Annotated in this window: 24 protein-coding genes, 1 tRNA gene and 1 pseudogene; 22 read left to right on the top strand and 4 right to left on the bottom strand. The window is 29.2% G+C overall.

The genetic code is table 11. From position 1 onward, the window contains the following. Nucleotides 1–34: 34 nt before the first annotated feature. Both H3T80_RS09665 and H3T80_RS09660 read right to left on the bottom strand, forming a co-directional pair. Nucleotides 35–328 (bottom strand): co-chaperone GroES, encoded by a 294-nt coding sequence (locus H3T80_RS09665; protein ID WP_034901049.1) that lies wholly within the window; start codon nt 326–328, stop codon nt 35–37. 146 nt (nt 329–474) lie between these two features. Further along, nucleotides 475–915, bottom strand: coding sequence for an FxsA family protein (locus H3T80_RS09660; RefSeq protein WP_110448772.1), 441 nt, complete (start codon nt 913–915; stop codon nt 475–477). A gap of 159 nt (nt 916–1,074) precedes the next feature. Here H3T80_RS09660 and H3T80_RS09655 point away from each other — a divergent pair. The 4 genes from H3T80_RS09655 (at nt 1,075) to H3T80_RS09640 (ending at nt 3,618) form a co-directional block, all read left to right on the top strand. Beyond that, nucleotides 1,075–1,150, top strand: a tRNA-Phe gene (locus tag H3T80_RS09655). 341 nt (nt 1,151–1,491) lie between these two features. Continuing rightward, nucleotides 1,492–2,364 carry a phosphorothioated DNA-binding restriction endonuclease gene (locus tag H3T80_RS09650; protein ID WP_198201551.1) on the top strand — a complete coding sequence of 291 codons (873 nt, stop codon included), beginning with the start codon at nt 1,492–1,494 and terminating at the stop codon, nt 2,362–2,364. Nucleotides 2,365–2,378: 14 nt separating this feature from the next. After that, on the top strand, nt 2,379–3,218 hold the full coding sequence (locus tag H3T80_RS09645; protein ID WP_198201550.1) for an HNH endonuclease signature motif containing protein: 840 nt from the start codon (nt 2,379–2,381) through the stop codon (nt 3,216–3,218). Further along, a complete protein-coding gene (locus H3T80_RS09640; protein WP_144190118.1) occupies nt 3,211–3,618 on the top strand; it encodes a (deoxy)nucleoside triphosphate pyrophosphohydrolase in 408 nt (135 codons plus the stop codon). Before H3T80_RS09645 ends, H3T80_RS09640 begins: the two co-directional genes overlap by 8 nt. Nucleotides 3,619–3,669: 51 nt before the next feature. Here the strand turns inward: H3T80_RS09640 and H3T80_RS09635 are convergent, their stop codons facing one another. Next, nucleotides 3,670–4,773, bottom strand: a complete 1,104-nt coding sequence (locus H3T80_RS09635; protein ID WP_198201549.1) for a hypothetical protein — start codon at nt 4,771–4,773, stop codon at nt 3,670–3,672. A gap of 169 nt (nt 4,774–4,942) precedes the next feature. Here H3T80_RS09635 and H3T80_RS12265 point away from each other — a divergent pair, with 169 nt between their 5' ends. The 18 genes and pseudogenes from H3T80_RS12265 (at nt 4,943) to H3T80_RS09545 (ending at nt 18,983) form a co-directional block, all read left to right on the top strand. Beyond that, a complete protein-coding gene (locus tag H3T80_RS12265; RefSeq protein WP_255547894.1) occupies nt 4,943–5,068 on the top strand; it encodes a hypothetical protein in 126 nt (41 codons plus the stop codon). 110 nt (nt 5,069–5,178) lie between these two features. After that, a complete protein-coding gene (locus tag H3T80_RS09630; protein WP_198201548.1) occupies nt 5,179–5,394 on the top strand; it encodes a hypothetical protein in 216 nt (71 codons plus the stop codon). Nucleotides 5,395–5,727: 333 nt separating this feature from the next. Beyond that, a complete protein-coding gene (locus H3T80_RS09625) occupies nt 5,728–6,177 on the top strand; it encodes an STY0301 family protein (protein ID WP_086358381.1) in 450 nt (149 codons plus the stop codon). Between the two features lie 902 nt (nt 6,178–7,079). Continuing rightward, the gene (locus H3T80_RS09620; RefSeq protein WP_086356974.1) at nt 7,080–7,679 is read left to right on the top strand and encodes an inovirus-type Gp2 protein; all 600 of its coding nucleotides are present in this window, start codon (nt 7,080–7,082) and stop codon (nt 7,677–7,679) included. A gap of 414 nt (nt 7,680–8,093) precedes the next feature. Continuing rightward, nucleotides 8,094–8,684, top strand: a complete 591-nt coding sequence (locus H3T80_RS09615; RefSeq protein ID WP_198201547.1) for an EcsC family protein — start codon at nt 8,094–8,096, stop codon at nt 8,682–8,684. A gap of 224 nt (nt 8,685–8,908) precedes the next feature. Next, on the top strand, nt 8,909–8,983 hold the full coding sequence (locus H3T80_RS12435; protein ID WP_198201614.1) for a JAB domain-containing protein: 75 nt from the start codon (nt 8,909–8,911) through the stop codon (nt 8,981–8,983). A 273-nt stretch (nt 8,984–9,256) separates the two neighbouring features. Beyond that, the gene (locus H3T80_RS09600; RefSeq protein ID WP_198201546.1) at nt 9,257–10,438 is read left to right on the top strand and encodes a hypothetical protein; all 1,182 of its coding nucleotides are present in this window, start codon (nt 9,257–9,259) and stop codon (nt 10,436–10,438) included. Between the two features lie 23 nt (nt 10,439–10,461). Continuing rightward, entirely contained in the window at nt 10,462–10,611 is a 150-nt protein-coding gene (locus tag H3T80_RS09595; protein WP_198201545.1) for a hypothetical protein, read from the top strand. 9 nt (nt 10,612–10,620) lie between these two features. Further along, entirely contained in the window at nt 10,621–10,920 is a 300-nt protein-coding gene (locus tag H3T80_RS09590) for a hypothetical protein (protein ID WP_198201544.1), read from the top strand. Between the two features lie 57 nt (nt 10,921–10,977). Beyond that, a complete protein-coding gene (locus tag H3T80_RS09585; RefSeq protein WP_198201543.1) occupies nt 10,978–11,604 on the top strand; it encodes a hypothetical protein in 627 nt (208 codons plus the stop codon). Between the two features lie 54 nt (nt 11,605–11,658). Beyond that, complete coding sequence (locus tag H3T80_RS09580) at nt 11,659–12,204, top strand: hypothetical protein (RefSeq protein WP_198196422.1); 546 nt, start codon at nt 11,659–11,661, stop codon at nt 12,202–12,204. A 30-nt stretch (nt 12,205–12,234) separates the two neighbouring features. Beyond that, nucleotides 12,235–12,561 (top strand): hypothetical protein, encoded by a 327-nt coding sequence (locus tag H3T80_RS09575; RefSeq protein WP_198201542.1) that lies wholly within the window; start codon nt 12,235–12,237, stop codon nt 12,559–12,561. Nucleotides 12,562–12,576: 15 nt separating this feature from the next. Then, complete coding sequence (locus H3T80_RS09570; protein WP_198201541.1) at nt 12,577–13,761, top strand: hypothetical protein; 1,185 nt, start codon at nt 12,577–12,579, stop codon at nt 13,759–13,761. A gap of 304 nt (nt 13,762–14,065) precedes the next feature. Next, nucleotides 14,066–14,275: an AlpA family transcriptional regulator gene (locus H3T80_RS09565; protein ID WP_198201540.1), complete on the top strand. Its 210-nt coding sequence runs from the start codon at nt 14,066–14,068 to the stop codon at nt 14,273–14,275. 83 nt (nt 14,276–14,358) lie between these two features. Beyond that, nucleotides 14,359–15,606: an integrase arm-type DNA-binding domain-containing protein gene (locus H3T80_RS09560; protein ID WP_198201539.1), complete on the top strand. Its 1,248-nt coding sequence runs from the start codon at nt 14,359–14,361 to the stop codon at nt 15,604–15,606. Between the two features lie 72 nt (nt 15,607–15,678). Continuing rightward, nucleotides 15,679–15,873: pseudogene (locus H3T80_RS09555) on the top strand (antirestriction protein ArdA); the annotation flags it as partial. A gap of 189 nt (nt 15,874–16,062) precedes the next feature. Beyond that, nucleotides 16,063–17,913 (top strand): N-6 DNA methylase, encoded by a 1,851-nt coding sequence (locus H3T80_RS09550; protein ID WP_198201537.1) that lies wholly within the window; start codon nt 16,063–16,065, stop codon nt 17,911–17,913. 2 nt (nt 17,914–17,915) lie between these two features. Further along, on the top strand, nt 17,916–18,983 hold the full coding sequence (locus H3T80_RS09545; RefSeq protein WP_198201536.1) for a DNA adenine methylase: 1,068 nt from the start codon (nt 17,916–17,918) through the stop codon (nt 18,981–18,983). A 49-nt stretch (nt 18,984–19,032) separates the two neighbouring features. On the opposite strand, the gene H3T80_RS09540 is transcribed toward H3T80_RS09545, so the two are convergent. Next, entirely contained in the window at nt 19,033–20,124 is a 1,092-nt protein-coding gene (locus H3T80_RS09540) for an HNH endonuclease signature motif containing protein (RefSeq protein WP_198201535.1), read from the bottom strand. Between the last annotated feature and the right edge of the window lie 520 nt (nt 20,125–20,644).

Below are 20,644 nucleotides of genomic sequence, written 5' to 3'. Positions count from 1 at the left end.
CTAAATTCTGTATATAAGTTAAATTATCTGCCAGTTATTCTTGAACAATGGCTAAAATATCGCTTTCTGATAAGATAAGCACTTCTTCGTTATCAATTTTTTCTGTTTTAACGCCATATCCTTCATTGAAAATTACGATATCACCAACTTTAACATCTAATGGTTGAACTTGACCATTTTCTAAAATGCGACCATTACCAACAGCTAAAACTTCACCACGTGTTGATTTACCTGCTGCTGAGCCAGTTAACACAATACCGCCAGCTGATTTTGATTCTACTTCTTTGCGTTTAATGATCACACGATCATGCAATGGACGAATTTTCATTAGTTATCTCCTAGCACTAATTTTTACTTAAGTAATTATTAACAATAAATCATAAAATTATGATATGTATCATATAGTGCATAATAGATGGGGATTAATTTATATTCTTCAAGAGAATAAAATAAAAAAATTTTCTAATTGATTAATTATTCATCATCCTTCCGTTCAAATTCTCCTTCTATCACATCATTATTTACTTGTACATTGCGACTAGAAGAAAATGAATAAACTTTAGTAGGAAGTTTTTTAACAATAAAGCGCACAATATATTCCTGAACATATGGAATTAATAAAATCCCCCCTAAGATATCCGTTAGAAAACCTGGAATAAATAAGAAAAAACCAGCAAATAATAGCGAAACACTGTTAATAATTTCTTCTTTTGGGTTTTGTTGATTAGCAATCTTTTGTTGCATAAGGCTTAAATTTTTTAACCCTTGCTTTTTAATTAATGAAAAACCAATAATCGAGGTAGCAATAATTCCGATTAATGCAAGCAATACCCCCACTGAATTAGCAATTGCGATAAAAAAACTAATCTCACAATAAACATAAATAAAAAATATAATAAAACCAATAACTCGCATACAAAAATTCCTCTAAATATAGAGCGACATTATTTTCAATTAGTTATTAAAATGGTGACAATTAGCTAAATTTCAACCAAACAGTATATATTTTTAAAAATATCTTACAAAAAGGATTGACGAATAATCTCTAATCGTGTTTAATACAGCTCCATTGTTGCCCGGATAGCTCAGTCGGTAGAGCAGGGGATTGAAAATCCCCGTGTCCGTGGTTCGATTCCGCGTCCGGGCACCAATCACCAAATTTTAAGACCTGCTTCTAGCAGTTTTTTTTATGTCTAAAGCCTTTTCCAAGCTACCTTTCAAGGGATTTTCTTTGTCAACCGACATCAACTGAGATTACCCCATATCAAGTGCAAAATCGGATACAAACCCGGATAAATTTGGTTCGATAATGACGTGTATCCATAAAATAGCTTTAAAGCCTTTATTTTCAATGGCTATAAGAAATTGCTTGAGCACTACCATTTATGATTAATATTTTTTCACACCAACTCAAAATTTTGTGAGGTAGATCACAAAAAGAATGTGATATTTGTAATATTTTTTTACTTATTACCTTTATTTTGAGTATTGATGGATATTAAACAATTACAACAACAAATTACCGATATCACTATTTGGAAAAAAGGCGATCAACGAGCTCCACATAAACCTTTATTGCTACTTTATGTATTAGGACAATATAAGCAAGGTCATGATCGCTTATTTGATTATGAAAAAGAAATTGAAAAACCTTTACACGATTTACTCGCTCGATTTGGTCCTCAACGTAAACACTATTACCCCAATATGCCTTTTTGGCGTTTGAAAAATGACGGGTTTTGGCAACTCATTAATTCTGAAAATTGCACTAATCCAATTTTGACAAGTAAAGAACCAACTAGCAAAACCCTTGCTTCACACCAAGTACTCGGTGGTTTTGATGAACAAACGTATCGACTGATAAAAACAAATCCTTCCATTATTGATCAATTAGCCGAACAAATTTTAAGTCAGCATTTTACTGAAAGTGTGCAAGAAAACTTAATTAATCGATTTGGTTTCAATCTAATGGAATCCAATAAATACCGAGATCCTAAATTCAGACAAATCGTATTACGTGCATACAACTATCAATGTGCCATCTGCGGTTACGATTTAAGGTATGACTCAGTATCAATCGGTCTTGAAGCTGCTCACGTAAAATGGAAACAACATGGCGGACCATGCATTGTAAATAATGGCTTAGCACTATGTTCATTACATCATTCCGCTTTCGATATGGGTGCTATCGGGCTTGATTGTAATCTAAAAATCAAAGTATCAAGTGGGGTAAATGGAAACCACATAGTTGAAAAACTATTTTGGGATTTCGATGGCAAAAACATCTTATTACCTCGCATGAAAAGCGATTATTTACATGATAGGTTTATTGAATGGCATGTTAGAGAAGTGTTTAGGGATTAAGGAAAACAATAATAATGGACAAAATTAAAAATCTAACGCCTGGAGTTATCCTAAATAATAAACAATTGTGTGAAATATTTAAGTGTAGTCCTCAAGGGGGAATGAGAAAATCCAATAAAACAAGTACATTAGTTCTTATTACTAATCATATTGAATCTGTTTACTCTGATACTTGGAATGGAGACATACTCTACTACACAGGGATGGGGCAAAAAGGAGATCAAAGCTTGGATTTTATGCAAAATAAGACACTAAATGAAATTGAATCTAATGGTATTAGTGTACATTATTTTGAAGTATTTAAAGATAAAGAATATACCTATTTAGGCCGTCTTACCAAGGCTGCTGAGCCTTATCAAACTCAGCAATTAGATGCAAACCAAAGTTTACGTAAAGTATGGATATTTCCACTCAAGCTTGTCGAAAACAAATTACCTATAACAGTATTATCTAATTATACGAAAGCTAAAGAACATCAGGTTCATAAATATAAGACTGATAAATTGTTAAATAAAGTTATTAATCAAAATAAAAAACCTGGGAAACGCGAAGTTCTTACTCCTCAATATATAAGAAGTCCTGAACTAGCTGAATTTATTAAACGTAAAGCTAACGGTAGATGTGATCTTTGTGAAAATCCAGCACCATTTACAACAAAAGACAAAATTCCTTACTTAGAATGCCATCATATTATTTGGTTGTCTGAAGGTGGTGAGGATGCAATTGAAAATACTGTTGCACTATGTCCTAATTGCCATCGAAAAATGCATATTGTTAAAGATATAGATGATATAAATAAATTGAAAAAAATTGCAACTTTAAGGGGGCGAGATATCGCTTCAAAGAATGTATAAAATTATTAATGTTGTTGCTGCTGTAATTATTAAAAATGGTAAATTTCTATGTACTCAACGAGCTAACACGAAATATCTAGCCTATAAATGGGAATTTCCTGGTGGAAAAGTTGAGCCCGGCGAACAATTAGAAGATGCACTCATTCGGGAAATTAAAGAAGAATTAGGTTGTAGTATCTCAATCAAAAAATATTTATTAACAACAGAACATAATTATGATTTTGGTTCAGTTAAAATCAACGCTTTTATTTGTCAGCTAATTAATAATGATCCAATATGTTTAGAACATAATAAAATTTGTTGGCTAGATATTAATGAACTAAATAATCTTGATTGGGCTGAAGCTGATTTACCGATTGTTTCATATTTGCGGAAATGGAAAAAGACATTAAATATTTAGATGCATTAATTATATATAATCAATGCATTAATAATTTAATATACTTTTTTATTATTGTTCCGACTTATTTTCTGGTAATAATTTATGAAATGTAACTTTACTTGCATCCAATAGAACACATTTATTGACTTTATCTTTTAGTTGTTTACGAGAAGTTGTTACTTTCAAAGTATCCATATTATAAAGAGCACTATTTTTTAAATCTTCATAAGTTTTTTGGGGACAAAATAAAACAGTTTTAGATAAATTAAATAATCTTTCCCCTTTAACATGATATACATTTTTATCTTTAGGTGATTCTTCTAGCAACCATTCATTATCATTAAAAACATCTTCTGAATAATCATTTTTGTTAATTATGAGATTATATTCATTTTTATCAATTATATAAAAAACTTGATAAGCTCTATAAAAAATATTTGTAAACGAAGAATATAAAATTGTAACAAGCATAATTGCTAAAATACTTATGGATAATAAATGTCTTCTAAAGGATACATTATATATAAAATATAAGGTGAAATATTCAATAATTAACATAACTAGACAAAGTGAAAGCAATATTATTAAGGATAATATAGACTTCCCTCCAGTCATAAAATTCAAAATTAACCAAAAAGGGGTAACAGAGGTTAGTGACGGAAAGCCTACTACTATAAAAGTTGATTTATCTTTTTGATAATAAAAAAATAGAATAATAAGATATAAACTAAAACAAATTAAAATAGCATATGATGGAATTTCTATTTTCCAAAAAACATATAAATAAGAGTTAACACAAATTAATATCATAAATACCATTGAACAAATAAAGTTCCTTTTAATTAATTCATTAACTGATAAATCTGTTGTTTCTTTATATTTGATTTTATAAAGATAAAAATATAAAGAAAAAACAATACATGGAAGATATAAATTAATTAACACAGCAAACATATAAACCAAAAAAGCAATTGAGATAATAATCGGTGCAACTGTATCTGAAATGATGGCTTGAAAAATATCAGGTCGCCCAATAAACAATAAAAATCCCCATAACAGATAAAAACCACCAAGAATAGGTGAAATAGCGAAAAGTACTGAAATTAAATTATGAATAAATTTGTTATTAATCAATCCATTTTCTTGTTCTAATTTATTTAAATCTCTTTCCATCGTTTACCTCTTCTTTGTTAATATTTTTAAAAGTTAAAACTACTATAACTATCAGATAATATTTATAATTATTCAAATTGATGCAATATTAATCACAATTACGGCAAAAACAATAAATAAAAAGTAAAGATTGTAAATATTGTTTTATGAGATATTTGAGATTGATTAAATGAAGAATAGTAAATTAAGTGATTTTAATTTAGAAACGGGAACAGATGCTTTGTTAGATCGATTACCTCTTAATTACGATGAAACAACATTAAGTCGATTGAGCAAATTGATATTATTTGGTTAAAAGGACGCTCAATTGTTTGTGCATTTGAAGTCGAACATACAACATCCGTTTATTCAAGTTTATTACGAATGGTTGATTTACTTGCTCTTTAACCGAATATGAATATTAATTTGCACATTGTTGCGTCGGATAATCGACAAGAAAAAGTATTCCAAGAAATTCAAAGGCCTGTATTTTCTCTTTTAGAAAAAGGCCCTTTATGCAAAAGTTGTAGCTATATTTCTTATAGTAATTTGAAAGGACTTAGTAAACAAAAATATTTAGATCGCATGACGGGCGCAGTGCTAGATGATTATGCAGAATTGCTTCAAAGTAGTATTTTATAAAAAAATAATAAGTTTTAACTGGTTATTAAGAGGCTAAAATTTAAGAAAATAACAATAAAAGGAAAAATTAATTACTACTAATCATCCCTATGTTCCTATGATAAAAAAATAACCGAGTATTAAAAATAGCTTGCTCGATTACTTGCAAAATATAACTGATAGAATCCAGAATTTATTAACTTCAATATTGTCTATTTAACATTTTAAATGCATCGAATGCTAAATAACTTGCTTGACAATAATTAACATATCATACTTGAGTTCGCATAGAGTAAAGGCATAATTGTTTAGTCTATAAAATAACATCACAGATGTATGATAAGGAATAAGAAAATGAAAATCGCATGTATCATCGCTTCCATTTGTTTAGGTATGATTAGCACTGCCAGTGCATATGAAATTGTTTGCCCGTCTGAAATCGAAGTTAAATACAATCAACCGGAAATTAAAGATATACCAGATGGATGGGAAATGTCTTACAAAAAAAACCTTATTCATTTTCTTGATAGAATTGACGTTTATTATGATAAACCTGTTTATTTAGGTATGTTAAAGCCAGAGCCAGGAATCATTAACGGCAAAAGATATGAATCCACATGGCAGCTTGGTTCTATCTATGATAAAAAAGATAGTTATGTTAGTTGCTCTTATTCAGGAATCTACTTAATAAAGAAAATTGACCCTTCCATGAAAAGCTGTTGGAGTATTGAATCTAAAAATGAGTCTGGATACCCACAATTTAAACTTGTTTGCAGCACACAAGAGTTAGAAATGATTGAATAGTTTTCTTGAATACACAATAGAGAATTTAATATTTTCCAAATAAAGGTGTTACAGATGATTTTATTTTATAATATACCCGATATAAGTATAGTTAGATATTACTTAACTATTTATCCTAAAATTAAAATAAATAAAAAATGACTACTACTTATTACGCTTTGCTTCCCTATGGTAAGTAGTGCTGATTGTGAAAAAAGGATTGATTATTTATTTGAAAATACCACTCTTCTCGTATGAGTAATAACTGTTTGTAAAATATGGCCTACTGATGAAAGTAAAATAATTGTGGTTTTACCGCTTCCTGGTGGATCATAGGATTCTATTTTATATGATCTTGATGTATTACTTGTTGATACGCAAAGTAGTAAATTGATAACTCATCATTGGGAACCGATACATTTGGTTCGATAATGACGTGTATCCTAGAAATAACTTTAAAGCCTTTATTTGCAAGGGCTATAGAGAATTGCTTGCCAAATGATTATGTATTCATTATTTGTACTGTTACTTTCAATTGATACCGTTACTACTTTATTCTTTTTGTAAATATTTATTTACATTACACCGGTTGTTTAATCATAAAAGAATTATGCACTATTCATCTTCATCCATTCATATTCTGATGGATTGATCGTTTTATGACAATAATATTATTACATTAGCGTTTCACTATTTTGCAATTTAAAATATTAATTTCTATCAAATGTTTTCGATGTTTTATTAAGGCTAAAGATAAGATAAAAAAATAATCATTAAAGGTTAATTAATATTATTATATAAAAGAAAATTATTAGATAAATAACACCAATACCCCCTTATCTGAGTAAACCATCAGTTACTAAAACAGTAAAAAAATAATTTTAGCTCTTATCAAATGATTCTAATTTGATAAGAGCCATCACATGAAAAATAAAAACTTTACTATTCATACCCAACTCAATCAGCAACTAATTACACACCTAAATAAATTACAAGATAGATACTCAAAAATTTTACCAATTCGAATCGACATTCATTATGCTAAGGATGATAAATTCAATACAAATATTCATATAGCGAAACAAGAAATCACATGCTTACTTTTTCAAGCAATGCAATTTGAACTAGATATTGTAGGGTATGCTGTTGTTATGGAGTTCAATCAAAATAAACATATTCATTTCCATGCTATTTTTTATGTAAATGGTCAAAAAAGACAAAAATACTATCCTGTTTATGTTGAACTAGAACGTGCATGGCATGAACTGACTAATGGTTACTTATATGACTGTCAACGCAATAATTATTGTATAAATGGGTTAAAAATGATAAACCATCATGATCATGAAGCATTTCGTTCGGCTTGTTATATGCTAAGTTATTTAGCTAAAACAGAACAAAAAGAGCCATTTAAAAAACGTTATAGTGATTGTCTCTTTTTAAGTGAAGTTCCTCCACCTAGCCATCGTGGAAAACCAAGAACACTTGGTGTAAGTAAATTTTTAATACCTCTCTCTATTTAATAATACAAAAACAGGCTCATTGATATAGCTCCAATTCATATAGAGGAATCTAAAAATAGATAAATATTATGCTCTAATACTAAATAAGCTAAAAGCTCATGATAAATCGTTATTTACATGTTATGGAAAAAAGAAGAAGTAACAACAATAATCGTTACTCTTATTCGTAAGGCAAACTCATTTATAATGTATGCATCATACTTCTCCAATATATTAACTACACACTCTTATTATAAATAATTTTAGATAGATATTATTAATTGAACATACCAATATGTCCATTCAATTAACATTTTTATAAGGAGAGTATCATGTTAGATCGTCAAATATTACAAAATACCTTATTTTATTTATCAGAGCCTTATTACAATCATTTTCATTATTTGTTTAAGTCGACAAATAAGGAATTATGATATGTCAGATAAATTATCTTTACTACTTGATAAACTCTATCAGCTTTGTTTGACCGGTGGTTATGGTTTTTCATCTGCTTATACCTTAGCTGAGCAACATAAAGCCAATTTTTCCCTACATTCAGAAAATTTAAATAAACTTATCAAAGATGAAGCAGACAAAGCAACAGTTACAGGCTTTATCACAGGGTTAGGAGGAGTTCTAAGTTTACCTATAACTTTCCCAACAAACGCCTTAAGTGTCTTGCTTATTCAAATGAGGCTCGTTACAACCATTGCTATATTGCAAGGTCATGATGTGTATGATGAAAGAATCAAAATCTTAATTTTCTTATCATTATGTGTGATGGCAAGTAAGTCAAAATTACAGCAGTTTTGTTTAGCTACATTAATGAAACAGCCAAATGAAGTAATCCGTAAAATAAGCCTATCAGTCATTAAACAGCTTATTAGTATTATAAGTACAAAGCATAGCTTAAAGTTAATTAAAGTAATCCCAATTTTTGGTGGTGTGATGGGAGCTATAGTTGATCGTATTATTACTTATCGTATTGGCCAATTTGCTAAAAATCAATTTAATCAATTCAATTAGAAAAATAACACTAATAATTATTTATGCAAAAATTCATCTAATTATGAATTTATCTGATTCATTTCCGTTTTTTACATAAAGAAATCGTGCTTTAACCAAACTTAACAGGAGAAAAATGAAAGAGTACTCTTTGTTGCTAGGTATCTAAATAATCAACATCAGTTAATTAAAATAGTAACCATTTTATGAGTACAGTTAACTCTGTGTAAATCCATCACTGAGAAATAATTAAGCAAGTACTTAAGTATAATGCAGTAGCTGTTATTTTTTTCCATAACAATCCATCAGGTAAATCGTAATCTAGTAATGCAGTTTGTAATATCAATCAAAAGTTAACAAAAATATTAAATATCGTTAATATCCGAATATTAGATCAGTTCGTGATCGTATTTTTATTTTGCATAACAAGTGAAAGGGTAATTTTTGAAGATTTATTGATCGTTTTTAACGATCAATAAGATCTTATTGATCTGTTTAAACGATATGACTTTAGTGTAACGATCAGTAAAAATTAAAAAAACTAAATTGAAATATTTTTGAATAAAAAATTGATAATGGAGAGTATTTTTATTATGAAAAATACCTTGCTGGAGTTTTTAACTAAAAATAATTTTTATGGTACTGAAAAAATTTATTTAGCACCAACAATACCAAATACAAAGTTATCAAATGCACTATCTTGTTATGGTCAAGGATTAAGGGCTGAAGAAATTTATATATTAATTGATAATACTGTATTTGGTGGAGCTAAAGATGGTGTATTAATTACAAATGATCAAATAATTTTTAAAGAACCTTTTGAATCTCCTATTAGAATAAATTTTTCTGATATAAAAAAAATTTACTCAGAAAAATCTAATATATTTATTAATGGTTCTAAGTTAATCTCTTTATCAATGCCTAGTGCAGCCGATATTTACCGTTTATGTTTACTGTTACAATTATTTATTGAACAACAAAATGAAAAACAAGAAGAATCACTAGACACTTCACAAACAACAATTTTTTCCGATCAAAACTGCCAATATATAAATAATAAAAGCTATACAAACTCTACCATTGAATCTAATGAGATTGAAAAATCCACTAAAGATTCATTAAATCAAATAGATAAAGATGTAACATTCAAGTATATTCCATCCGATGAAATCTATAATTTATTATGTAAGATAAAATTAGTCAGCTCAATTTCAACAATCTTTTTTTTAGATAAAAGAGAAAGCCCTCATACTTACATTTGTAATGAATTTATAAGTATTGTTGTTTCATTTATAAAACAATTTAGAAATAAAATTATAGAAAAAAAACAAATTAGAGAATTAAAAAATGATATTGCTACCATTGAAATGCAAGCTTTTGCTTGTTTTTTAATTATCTTTAATATTCGATATCGAGGTGTTGATGAAAGGCTATGTCAACAAATAGCTAATGAAAGTATAAGATCATTGCCAAGTATGAATAATAGACGATACTCACAACATTTTTTATCTATTATCCAAACATATGACGATATCAATGAAGAAGAAGAAATTATTTTTAAATTTATTGTCCGTTTGACTTTTACTAATTTGCTAGAAAAATCACTTTCTGATTTATCAAGCATTAAAGAACATTATACAGATACTGAAATCGAAAAGAGCCTTATTACTTTATCTTCAAATCTTGATCCAGAATTTAGCAGTTTAATTAATCAGTCGACTAATCAAATTTCAAATTTTGTTAGTCAAATATTTAACACATTTAATTATTATTAATTTTTAGAATAAGGAAATAAAAAATGTTTAAAAAAATTATTTTCGCTTATTTTGTTATTGCTTTCTTAGTTGCGATTTATAACTACTTTACTCTTCCTTCAAATGGTAACACTCCTTATATGCTTGGAGTTGCATCAGCAAAAGGAATTTCGTGGTTATTCAGGTTATTTTAAAGGTATAAAATGAAAAAAATAATTCTAATAATCATTTTATCCTGTTTGCTATTGCAAGGATGTTCTGATCCAAAATCAGATGCTATCAAAAATATGAAAGATGGTTGTATTCTTGCAACCGATTATTCAAATCGTTCAATTAAATATTGTGAATGTATTGCTGAGAATTCAGTTTCTCAATTAAACGAAGAGGAAATTGAAATATTTAATAAAGCAACCAATAAATTTACACAACAAGATCTTATACACGTTCAAGAAATTTTTTCAAAAATAACAGGAAAAAATTTAGAATCAAAATGCCAATACTAATTTTAAAAAGTATCACCTAGCTAATTATAATCTACAGAAGATGAAAGGAATAACAAAATGTCAAAAATAAATTCAACCTTTTTTATAGCTGTATCTCTACTATTTGCAGGAAGTTCATTAGCAAATAACAATCCTTACCATGATAGCGAAATATATACGAATGAATCTCAATTAAGTAACATGCAACCAATACCACAATATAATTATGTTCCAGTCTATCCTGAACGTTTAAAAACTTTTAATGAATTACTTAAAAGGGAAATACAACATAAAAAGATTACTTTAGACCACGTTCAATGTATTGATGTTGATGAAGGAGGGTTATGTGAACCTAAAAAAGTAGTTGTTAGATTGGAGTTCGATCTTAGTTATGTTCTTATTGATGGTAAAACCGAAAAAGATGTTCGACTATGGGATATGGATAATACTGATAGACGAGATGCATTTATTGATATTATTGAAGACGATCTTGATAGCTGGTTAAACACTCATGGGCTTCCAATTCGTTCAAGTCGTGATCATGTATTTGCTTTAACTTTAGAAGCTAGGAAATGGTATAAAGATGCGCCATTTTACGTTGTTGGCCTACAACCAACAAAAGTTGAATATATAACTTATAAATATACTGAACCAGGGTTATCTAGAGTAGATGATGCAAACCAATACGAGAAAAGCCCTTTTTAATCTTGGTTATTTAAATTTACTAAATTAATAAAAACAGAATAATAGAACAAAATTATGAAACATTTAATTATATTACTTTTATCTATTGTATTTTCAATTAGTATAGCAAATGCACAAAACAACGATGATATTAAACAAGAAAGATTAAATCGACATTTAGCGGTTATCAAAAATGGAGTTGATACTATACTTGTTCCTGTTAAGTTTAATGGGATACGTGACTATTATAATAATGCTGATATTGTTACAGTTATATTTGAATTACGTTATGGCTTTTTAAATAAAGAACAAAAAGATAAGTTTTGGGAAGAAAAATCAAAAGATGGCTCACTTAAAGCTTGGGAGTCTGAAGTCATCGATGGTTTAACAAATAATATTACAGGAAGATTTGACGTGGAAGGCGATACTGATATATCAGTTGACTACAGTAAAACACGTGAAATGGTTTACAACTATACTAAAGACGCTAAAAAATACTTTAAGAGTAATAACATACCCGCCTATGTAATTAGTTTTCAACCTATTTTAGTATCTTACGAAAAATTCACTATTACCGATCCTAACTTATATCCAGATGAAAAACTTATAAATAATTATTAATCTTACTTAATTTTTAGATAAGGAATAAATATGAAAAAATTTATTATAACAACATTGCTATTATTTAGTAGCCATGCATTCACTTTACCAAATTTAGTTGTTGAAAAAAATGGATACTATAACGAACGTATAGATGGTTTTGTGCAACAGGCTTTTATTACTTCTAGGGAAAATAGTATAAAGATTAATAGAGTCATCATAAATCGAAATAACTGCGAAATTATTTCACCTTCACAAAATTACCTTGTCGAACTTAAGTTTGGAGAAAAAGTCAAAGTAACACCTAAATTAGGGTGTGACATACTTGAAGTAACAATTGATACCAATAAAGGTTCAGAAACTTATGTGTTTGATTAATGGAAATGTCAGTTTATGAAAAAATTGTTTTTTATTATCGTAATACTATTAACTGGTTGCGAAGATTCTGAAAATATTACAAAAGTAAAATCTTTAGTTTATCCTCAATTAGATAAAACAATAACTATAGGTAATGTTTTAGATAATCGCAGTTTATGTAAAACTGTAAACTGGCAATATTTAAAGGATGAAAAGCAAAGAGATATTGTTGAATATAGTTGTAATCTAGATACAAAAAAGGCAGAAAATTTCTTATATACTCAATTAGATCATGAGTTAAATACTCTTAAATCCAAATTTGTAGAAACAAACATTAAGGTTTCTCCAGAAGATTATAAAAAATTCAGAATAGATGAAGTTAAAGCTTCAAAAGACAAACGGTACAAATATACTATTTATAATAATTATGTCGATATAAATGCACAAGAATTTATTTACGCTAATGCGAAATTGGAGGCTTATAACCTATTAGAACAAGCATTGGATGATATTAGTAAATCGAAAGCATTTATCCGTTATCAACAAAATCGAAATTATTTTTTAAGTAACAAAGAAAGTATTAAAAAAAATATTTCAGGTAGTGATTTTAATGGCTATAGTATTAGTGACCAAATAATCGATTTTATTTATTCTACTTCACATTCTTCTTTAGTTGGAGATATTTTTTGGGCTAAAACAGGCGATTATCCAGGTTATGACAATAGCTGGAAATATATATCAGATAAAACTATTTATAACAAAATAGAAGAAATGCTTATTGATATTAAAGATATTCATAATCAACTGAAAAAGCATAAAATTTATTTTAGTAACTCATATTTAGTTTCAACGACGATGAGCTCTCGAATTAATAGTAAAGAGATTGAGTACTCAGATCGATTACTTAAAATTGATCAAGATGGAATGATTAACCTAGCTCACAGTAATGCTTGTAGTGAAACATTCCTATATTTTCTAGAGGGAGAAATACCGAAGATTGTTAATATTTATGACAAAAAATTAGAAACAAAAATTTCAGCAAATAATTACCGAGAGTTACTTGAGTCATTAAAAGCGACACAAAAAAATATTATTTCAAAGATGATATCTGATGTCCTACTTCCTCATAACAATGCAAATAAATCCAATATTGAGATTGTACAAAAATTTCAAAACGATCTAAAAATCAAAAGTTATGACCAAAAAATACGTGGTCTTTAGTAGGGAAACAAGAACCAGTATTAACCAGCTGTGAATTAATTATAGAAACTAACTCATTTCCAAAGGTACTTTCAGATCCTAAACTGGCTAATCATTGTTTTAGTGCTACTTATTCAGATCAATATATAGACTCAGTATATAATGATCCTCTTTATCAAATTTTGAATAATATTAATTCTAACTTAAAAAAATAAGGATCTAATCAATGTAGATATAAGGAATGTATTATCAAATAGTAAAAAAATATTGTTGATACCTATCTATTGAATGTAATTAATCCACATCACTCAATAGAGGTACAACAATGTCAACATTCTTACCCCCTTTGGATGCACAAATACATCCTGATTACCTAGTTGATATGAAATATATCACCACACTTACAGGCATGACTGATAAATGGTTTTATGCTTTGATAAAGCAGAATAAATTTCCACACCCTATAAAACTAGGAAGATCCTCGCGTTGGCGCCTAAAAGAAGTTGAAGCATGGATAAAGACTAAAACTAATTAACAGTTAAATTTCTATCACCCAAGCCACATAGTCAAATATGTGGCTTTTTTTATATCTAAATATTTATAATTGAGGAATTCGTTATGTCCTTGACTGATTTAAAAATCAAATCCGCCAAACCACACAATAAACAATATAAACTTTCTGATGGTGATGGTTTATTCTTACTTGTTCATTCAAATGGTTCTAAATATTGGCGTTTTCGCTATTATTTCAATGCTAAAGTAAAATTAATGTCTATAGGCCAATATCCTAATGTTTTATTAAGCGAAGCTAGAAAGATACGAGATGAAGCCAAATCATTACTAGCTAGAAATATTGACCCGCAGGTAGAAAAGAAAGCAAAACAGTTTGAAGATGAAATACAAGTTACTTTTGAGCAAGTTGCACGTAAATGGTGTACCAATAACAAAACTTGGTCTGAGCCACATAGAGCAAAAGTACTACGAACATTAGAATTGTATTTATTTCCTAAAATTGGAGCTTATTCTATTTCAGCATTAACTACCCGTCAGTTAATTGTTCCAATTAAAGCTGTTGAAGAAAATGGTCGGTTTGAAGTCGCTAGCCGATTACAGCAACGTACTTCAGCAATAATGCGCTATGCAATACAAAATGGTTACATCTCTTATAATCCTGCTCAAGATCTAAAAGGGGTAGTGAGTAAAGTAAAAGTGAATCATCGGCCTGCACTTGAACTCGAAAAAATACCTGAACTTTTAGAACGCATTGATAATTTTAAAGGACGAGAGTTAACTAAATTAGCAATAAAACTCTCTCTACTTATATTTATTCGTTCTAGTGAACTACGGTTTGCTCGTTGGTTAGAAACTGATTTCGATAAAAAAATTTGGACTATTCCTGCTGAAAGGGAAGAAATTGATGGTGTACCTCATTCTCAACGAGGTTCCAAAATGAGAACACCTCATTTAGTTCCACTAAGTGATCAAGCAATTGAAATCTTAAAACAGATTCATGAAATTAGTGGCATGTACGAACTAGTATTTATTGGGGATCACTCAGCAAGAAAGCCAATGAGCGAAAACACAATAAACAAAGCATTACGTTCTATTGGCTATGATACCAAAACAGAACTTTGTGGGCATGGGTTTAGAACAATGGCCTGTAGTGCTTTGGTTGAATCTAATCTCTGGTCACGAGATGCTGTGGAACGCCAGATGAGTCATCAAGAACGTAATGGTGTAAGGGCTGCTTATATTCATAAAGCACAGCACATTATTGAACGAACAAAAATGGTTCAGTGGTGGGCTGATTACTTAGATTCAATCCGAACTGAATATGTCATGCCTTATGAATTCAAAACTGCTTAAAAAGCACTCTACTATTTAATTCTCTTTTCAAAAATCAATTATTTTAATATCTAAAAATTTAAGGAGATGTTTATGCAAACATTACCGAATGTATCGTCATACCCTGAATCCACTGCGGTGGGTTCAGGTACGATCTCAGTATTTGTAACTAATTTAGGAAAATATAACGAAGGTGAGTTAGTGGGCGAATGGCTTGCCTTGCCAACAACATCTGAACAAGTAAAACAATGCTTTGAAAGAATTGGTATTGATGGTATTAATTATGAATTCGTTATCATTGAGCTTGAGTAAAAAGTTATATTTTCTTTTCTGAAAATAGGGTTATTTTAAAATAATGATAAAGATAAGTTTATTAAATTGAGTGGAAATAATTTATCCTTTATGAGATAATCATACAATTTGTCATTTATGACAATAATTATAAATGAAGTATTTTCAAATAGATAGGTGCTTTTGATGAGTGAAAAATCAAAAAAAATTCAAGTGTCTGTTTCTTTGCCTCATAAACTTTTTTGTGATTTAGAAAAAGTTGTTAATGGAAAAACTCGTTCAGAGGTAATTCGAGACTTGTTAGAAAAATCAATAAAAGAAGTCGATAAGAGAAAAAAAAATGGAGTGGTATACACTCCAAAATATCTTGCAGAATATGTTTCCAATAAAATTATAAATTATTTTGATGTAAATATATCATGCACCAAAAAAACTAATTGTTATGTTCTCGATCCAGCATGTGGTGAAGGCATTTTACTCCAGTCCATCAAAACCTCATTAATAAATAAAAGAATAGATTGTAAATATGTTGGTATTGATATAGATAATTCTGCTCTAAAAAAAGCAAAAAAAAATTTGACAAAAAATTTTTATGGGTTTAACACAAATGCCTTGTGTCCGTTTAACAATAATAGATTTATAGGTTGGGATAAAATTAATAATAATTTAGGTAATGGTAATGGGTTTGATCTTATAATTGCCAATCCGCCTTGGGGAGCTGATATATCAAATTATAAAAAATGGATTAACAAAGAAGATTATCAGATGTTGTATGGGCAATACGATACATCAGACTTATTTATTGAATTATCTATTTCATTATTAAAAGAAAATGGTGTTGCTGGTTTGATCATTCCTGATTCACTTTTTTCTCATGATCGAGCTCAATTGCGGAAACTTTTGCTAGATAATACTAAAATTTTATTTATAGGGCGATTTGGTGAAAAAATATTTAAAGATATTAATCGTGCTTGTGCTGTAGTAATCTTTCAAAAAAGAACAAACTTCAATGAACCTTATGAGATTGATTGTTTTCGTTTACCTGCTGAGGAGAAAAATAATGTAATTAATGGTACTAATACTTTAAGTGCTATTGAGAAAAAATACCTACATAAAGTGGCCATTTCTCGTTTTAATGTAGAACCCGATTATTTATTTAATCTAGATATTGACTCAACTTTAGAAAAAACATACCAAAAAATAGCATCAAATAAGAATAAACTTGGTGATTATTTAGATAATCATCGTGGTGTAGAGTTATCTAAAAAAGGGAAAATAATCCAATGTTCATCTTGTGAATTATGGAGTCCACTTCCTAAAGGATTAGATTTTACATGTAAAAGCTGTGGGAAAAAAAGGTCTATTGATACCTCAATTTCAAAAGTGATTATACACAAATCATTTGATAAAGATTTCTATTCTATTATAGTTGGTGAAGATATTAATCGTTATAAAATTAATCATAATTTCTGGATAGACATATCGAACTCAGGTGTGAATTATAAAAAAACGACAATTTATAAGGGAGATAAGATTGTTGTGCGAAAGACTGGTATAGGCATTTCGGCTTCGATTGATTATACTTCAAGCTATACTAATCAAGTAGTATATATATTTAAGCTTAAAAGGGAATTTGAAAAAAAAATCCCTCTAGAGTTTCTATTAGCAATATTGAACTCCAGAGCAATTTTCTTTTTCATATCTATGTCAAATGGAGAAATTGAGTGGAAGAGTCATCCTTATTTAACTCAAAAGCAAATTATTAATGTTCCCATTCCTGATTTGAATAAATTACATAATGAAGACATATGTTCAATATACAAATTATCTAATTGTTTGAAGGATAAACTTAAAAATAATATGCCCATTTCTCCAAATTTAGATGCGCGTATTGAAAAATTAGTGGCTAAACTTTATGGATTAGATTTTGAAAATTATCAGGCTATTTTTAAAGCTTTAGATAAAGCGCAAGAACTGATAGCTGTCAAAGTATTAAAGAATATAAGTCCTAATGATGTTTTCGGGATTAAGGAATAATTATGGGATATCGATATATAGGTTCTAAAGTAAAAATAGTTGATAAAGTAATTAATAAAATATCTGAATTATGTATGGAAGGAGGAACTGTATGTGATTTAATGTCGGGAACCGGTGTTGTATCTAGTGAGCTTAGAAAAAGAAATTATAAAGTTATTGCAAATGATCTTATGACATATTCATACCATCACTCAATAGTTAACCTTAAATTCTCAAAGCAACCTGAATTTAATAAATTAATAAATTATATCTCAAATAAGTTTGAGTTAGATTCAAACAAATCACCTTATGAAAATGTGATTAATTTTTTGAATAATACAAAACCAATTCAAGGCTACTTTTGGAAAGAGTTTTCGGTTGAAGGTACTCCTTCTAATACGGGGAAATCCCGTAATTATTTTCATCCTGAAAATGCGAAAAAGATTGATGGGATAAGATATATAATTAATATACTTTGGAAAGAACAACTTTTAAGTAACCATGAGTATAGTTTATTACAACATGATCTGATTATGGCGTCTAATGATGTCGCAAACATAGCTGGAACGTATGGTCATTATATGGCTAAATTGAATGGAAGAGCATTATCTTCTATTCGGTTGGAATGTTCTAATTTATTTTTGAAAGAGGATATTGATAATCATATTGTCATGCAGGGGTATGCAGAAAAAAATGCTAGTAATATTCAGTGTGATTTGTGCTATATAGATCCACCTTATATGAAAAGACAATATGCAGCTAATTATCACATTTTAGAAACGCTAGCTCGAGGGGATGAGCCTGAAGCTATTGGGATTAGTGGTTTAAGGCCATGGAGAGAGCAATATTCAAATTTTTGTACTAAAACAAAAATAAGGCAATCAATTAAAGATATCGTTGAAAATATGAATTGTAACAATTTCTTAATTAGTTATAGTGAAGATGGATTATTATCTATTGAAGATTTCCAAACATTATTATCAAATTTTGGAGATATCTATATTGATAGTTTTATACATAAGCGTTTTAAAAGTAATAATAGTCGTTTGAAAAATGAGTTAACTGAATATCTCATATACCTTCAAAAATAAATCTCAGATGAAATAGAAAAAAGAGCCATATTAATATGGCTCATTATCTTCAGATTGAGGCCAAATGTTCAGGGGTCCAAGTGATTGTATATTGTTTTTTATTGATTTTTATAGTCAAATGTCCATATCCATTGCTATCTACTCTTATATTTTTCAAGTCTATCCCTTCAACTTCTGCATGATGAAGCATTCTATGTATAAGTGGGTTTACAACAATAAGATTACTTATTTCATCAGAACCCCCTTCACCTAAGGGGATAAGATGATGAGCTTCTGTGTAATCGATACCATCTTTTTTTTGAAAAGCAAATTCTTTTCCTGTAATTTGACACGTATTGTCATAAAGACGTTTTAAATTATTAACAAGGGACTTATTTCTAACCCTTATCATATTTAAATATTCTTTAGTGAAGACATTTCTAGAACTACTATCATTGTTAAATAGAGTATCTATAAAGTTTGATTCATCGTTAACTGGATTATATATTGCTGAAATATAAGTCTCTTCTCCATGAGACTGAAGAGGGTAGTTTTTGTCTGCTGAATTTATATATATGTTATCGTTATCTCTAAAATTTATTATTCCACTATTGCCTTCAATACTCGAAAACATGGAGTTAATCGATTGAGGAGGTATACCTTTTATTGGTAGGGGAGTTGTTCCGTCATTCAAAAACCAGCCCGCCCAAACTTTACGTGCATCTGTTGTAACGAGATAAACTATTAATCCATCAGGACACTGTGTTCTATCCGTGTTGTCAATCGGAACTGGAAAGCCAGCATCCGGATGCCAAGCTCTAACTCGGTTTGAGCGAGAAGACAAAAGTTTTTGACTAGTTATGCTGACCGACTGAGGTCTCCTTTGATATATTTTTAGTTCTTGACTAGCTAAATCGTTTGTTTTATCTAATTTTAGACTGTAAATTGGAAAAGTCCAACTTGGGCCTTGTGTTTCTTGCTGTATCTTTACTTCATCTACTCCTGAAAAGAAATTGCTCCATTGTTCTAGACTAACTGTACTTGTTGGAAAATCTATGTAAGCTTGCCCCCCACCTCCTGACTCCATGCCTGGTGGTTTATTTATATTGAAGAAATCCGCATTTGTTAAGCATCTGTAAACGATTGATTTTACTTTTTCCATAGTCGTGGTCTTCCTACTTGATTAAAATACATTTATAGATAAAAATATCTGATATTTATTTCTAGAGTAAGTTTTTGTTAAAAAAGATCATTACGATTATGTTAAATAAAAATAAATGCGTCAATCCTATTTTTATTCAAAATTCAAATGTACTGTTGCTAATTGCAGATGAGCGATTTATTTTATAAATAAATTACTTTTTCGTAATCAACAAAAGGGCTATAGATTTTCAGATATGAATCATATAACTCGAATTCGACTTATATGATATACGGATACAAACACGGATACATCCCCCTACCTCAAATCCCCCAACCCAATAACCCCAATACTTACAATGACCTCTTCGATTCCGCGTCCGGGCACCAATCACCAAATTTTAAGACCTGCTTATAGCAGGTTTTTTTATGTCTAAAGCCTTTTCAAATCAACCTTTCAAGGGATTTTGTTTGTCAACCGGCATCAACTGAGATTACCCCATATCAAGTGCAAAATCGGATACAAACCCGGATACATTTGG

The organism is Gilliamella sp. W8145 (assembly GCF_016101145.1).
GTDB classification, from domain to species: domain Bacteria; phylum Pseudomonadota; class Gammaproteobacteria; order Enterobacterales; family Orbaceae; genus Gilliamella; species Gilliamella apis_A.
Note: the sequence above shows the minus strand (reverse complement) of the source record. Positions and strands in the feature narration are given on the sequence as shown.

What these genes read in the sequence shown, in the direction of transcription:
- H3T80_RS09625 (WP_086358381.1), top strand. Translation starts at nt 5,728, where the DNA reads ATGAAAATCGCATGTATCATCGCTTCCATTTGTTTAGGTATGATTAGC.
- H3T80_RS09660 (WP_110448772.1), bottom strand. Translation starts at nt 915, where the DNA reads ATGCGAGTTATTGGTTTTATTATATTTTTTATTTATGTTTATTGTGAG.
- H3T80_RS09565 (WP_198201540.1), top strand. Translation starts at nt 14,066, where the DNA reads ATGTCAACATTCTTACCCCCTTTGGATGCACAAATACATCCTGATTAC.
- H3T80_RS09595 (WP_198201545.1), top strand. Translation starts at nt 10,462, where the DNA reads ATGTTTAAAAAAATTATTTTCGCTTATTTTGTTATTGCTTTCTTAGTT.
- H3T80_RS09575 (WP_198201542.1), top strand. Translation starts at nt 12,235, where the DNA reads ATGAAAAAATTTATTATAACAACATTGCTATTATTTAGTAGCCATGCA.
- H3T80_RS12265 (WP_255547894.1), top strand. Translation starts at nt 4,943, where the DNA reads ATGAAGAATAGTAAATTAAGTGATTTTAATTTAGAAACGGGAACAGAT.
- H3T80_RS09585 (WP_198201543.1), top strand. Translation starts at nt 10,978, where the DNA reads ATGTCAAAAATAAATTCAACCTTTTTTATAGCTGTATCTCTACTATTT.
- H3T80_RS09570 (WP_198201541.1), top strand. Translation starts at nt 12,577, where the DNA reads ATGAAAAAATTGTTTTTTATTATCGTAATACTATTAACTGGTTGCGAA.
- H3T80_RS09600 (WP_198201546.1), top strand. Translation starts at nt 9,257, where the DNA reads ATGAAAAATACCTTGCTGGAGTTTTTAACTAAAAATAATTTTTATGGT.
- H3T80_RS09615 (WP_198201547.1), top strand. Translation starts at nt 8,094, where the DNA reads ATGTCAGATAAATTATCTTTACTACTTGATAAACTCTATCAGCTTTGT.
- H3T80_RS09560 (WP_198201539.1), top strand. Translation starts at nt 14,359, where the DNA reads ATGTCCTTGACTGATTTAAAAATCAAATCCGCCAAACCACACAATAAA.
- H3T80_RS09590 (WP_198201544.1), top strand. Translation starts at nt 10,621, where the DNA reads ATGAAAAAAATAATTCTAATAATCATTTTATCCTGTTTGCTATTGCAA.
- H3T80_RS09635 (WP_198201549.1), bottom strand. Translation starts at nt 4,773, where the DNA reads ATGGAAAGAGATTTAAATAAATTAGAACAAGAAAATGGATTGATTAAT.
- H3T80_RS09620 (WP_086356974.1), top strand. Translation starts at nt 7,080, where the DNA reads ATGAAAAATAAAAACTTTACTATTCATACCCAACTCAATCAGCAACTA.
- H3T80_RS09550 (WP_198201537.1), top strand. Translation starts at nt 16,063, where the DNA reads ATGAGTGAAAAATCAAAAAAAATTCAAGTGTCTGTTTCTTTGCCTCAT.
- H3T80_RS09665 (WP_034901049.1), bottom strand. Translation starts at nt 328, where the DNA reads ATGAAAATTCGTCCATTGCATGATCGTGTGATCATTAAACGCAAAGAA.
- H3T80_RS09645 (WP_198201550.1), top strand. Translation starts at nt 2,379, where the DNA reads ATGGACAAAATTAAAAATCTAACGCCTGGAGTTATCCTAAATAATAAA.
- H3T80_RS09650 (WP_198201551.1), top strand. Translation starts at nt 1,492, where the DNA reads ATGGATATTAAACAATTACAACAACAAATTACCGATATCACTATTTGG.
- H3T80_RS09640 (WP_144190118.1), top strand. Translation starts at nt 3,211, where the DNA reads ATGTATAAAATTATTAATGTTGTTGCTGCTGTAATTATTAAAAATGGT.
- H3T80_RS09580 (WP_198196422.1), top strand. Translation starts at nt 11,659, where the DNA reads ATGAAACATTTAATTATATTACTTTTATCTATTGTATTTTCAATTAGT.
- H3T80_RS09545 (WP_198201536.1), top strand. Translation starts at nt 17,916, where the DNA reads ATGGGATATCGATATATAGGTTCTAAAGTAAAAATAGTTGATAAAGTA.
- H3T80_RS09540 (WP_198201535.1), bottom strand. Translation starts at nt 20,124, where the DNA reads ATGGAAAAAGTAAAATCAATCGTTTACAGATGCTTAACAAATGCGGAT.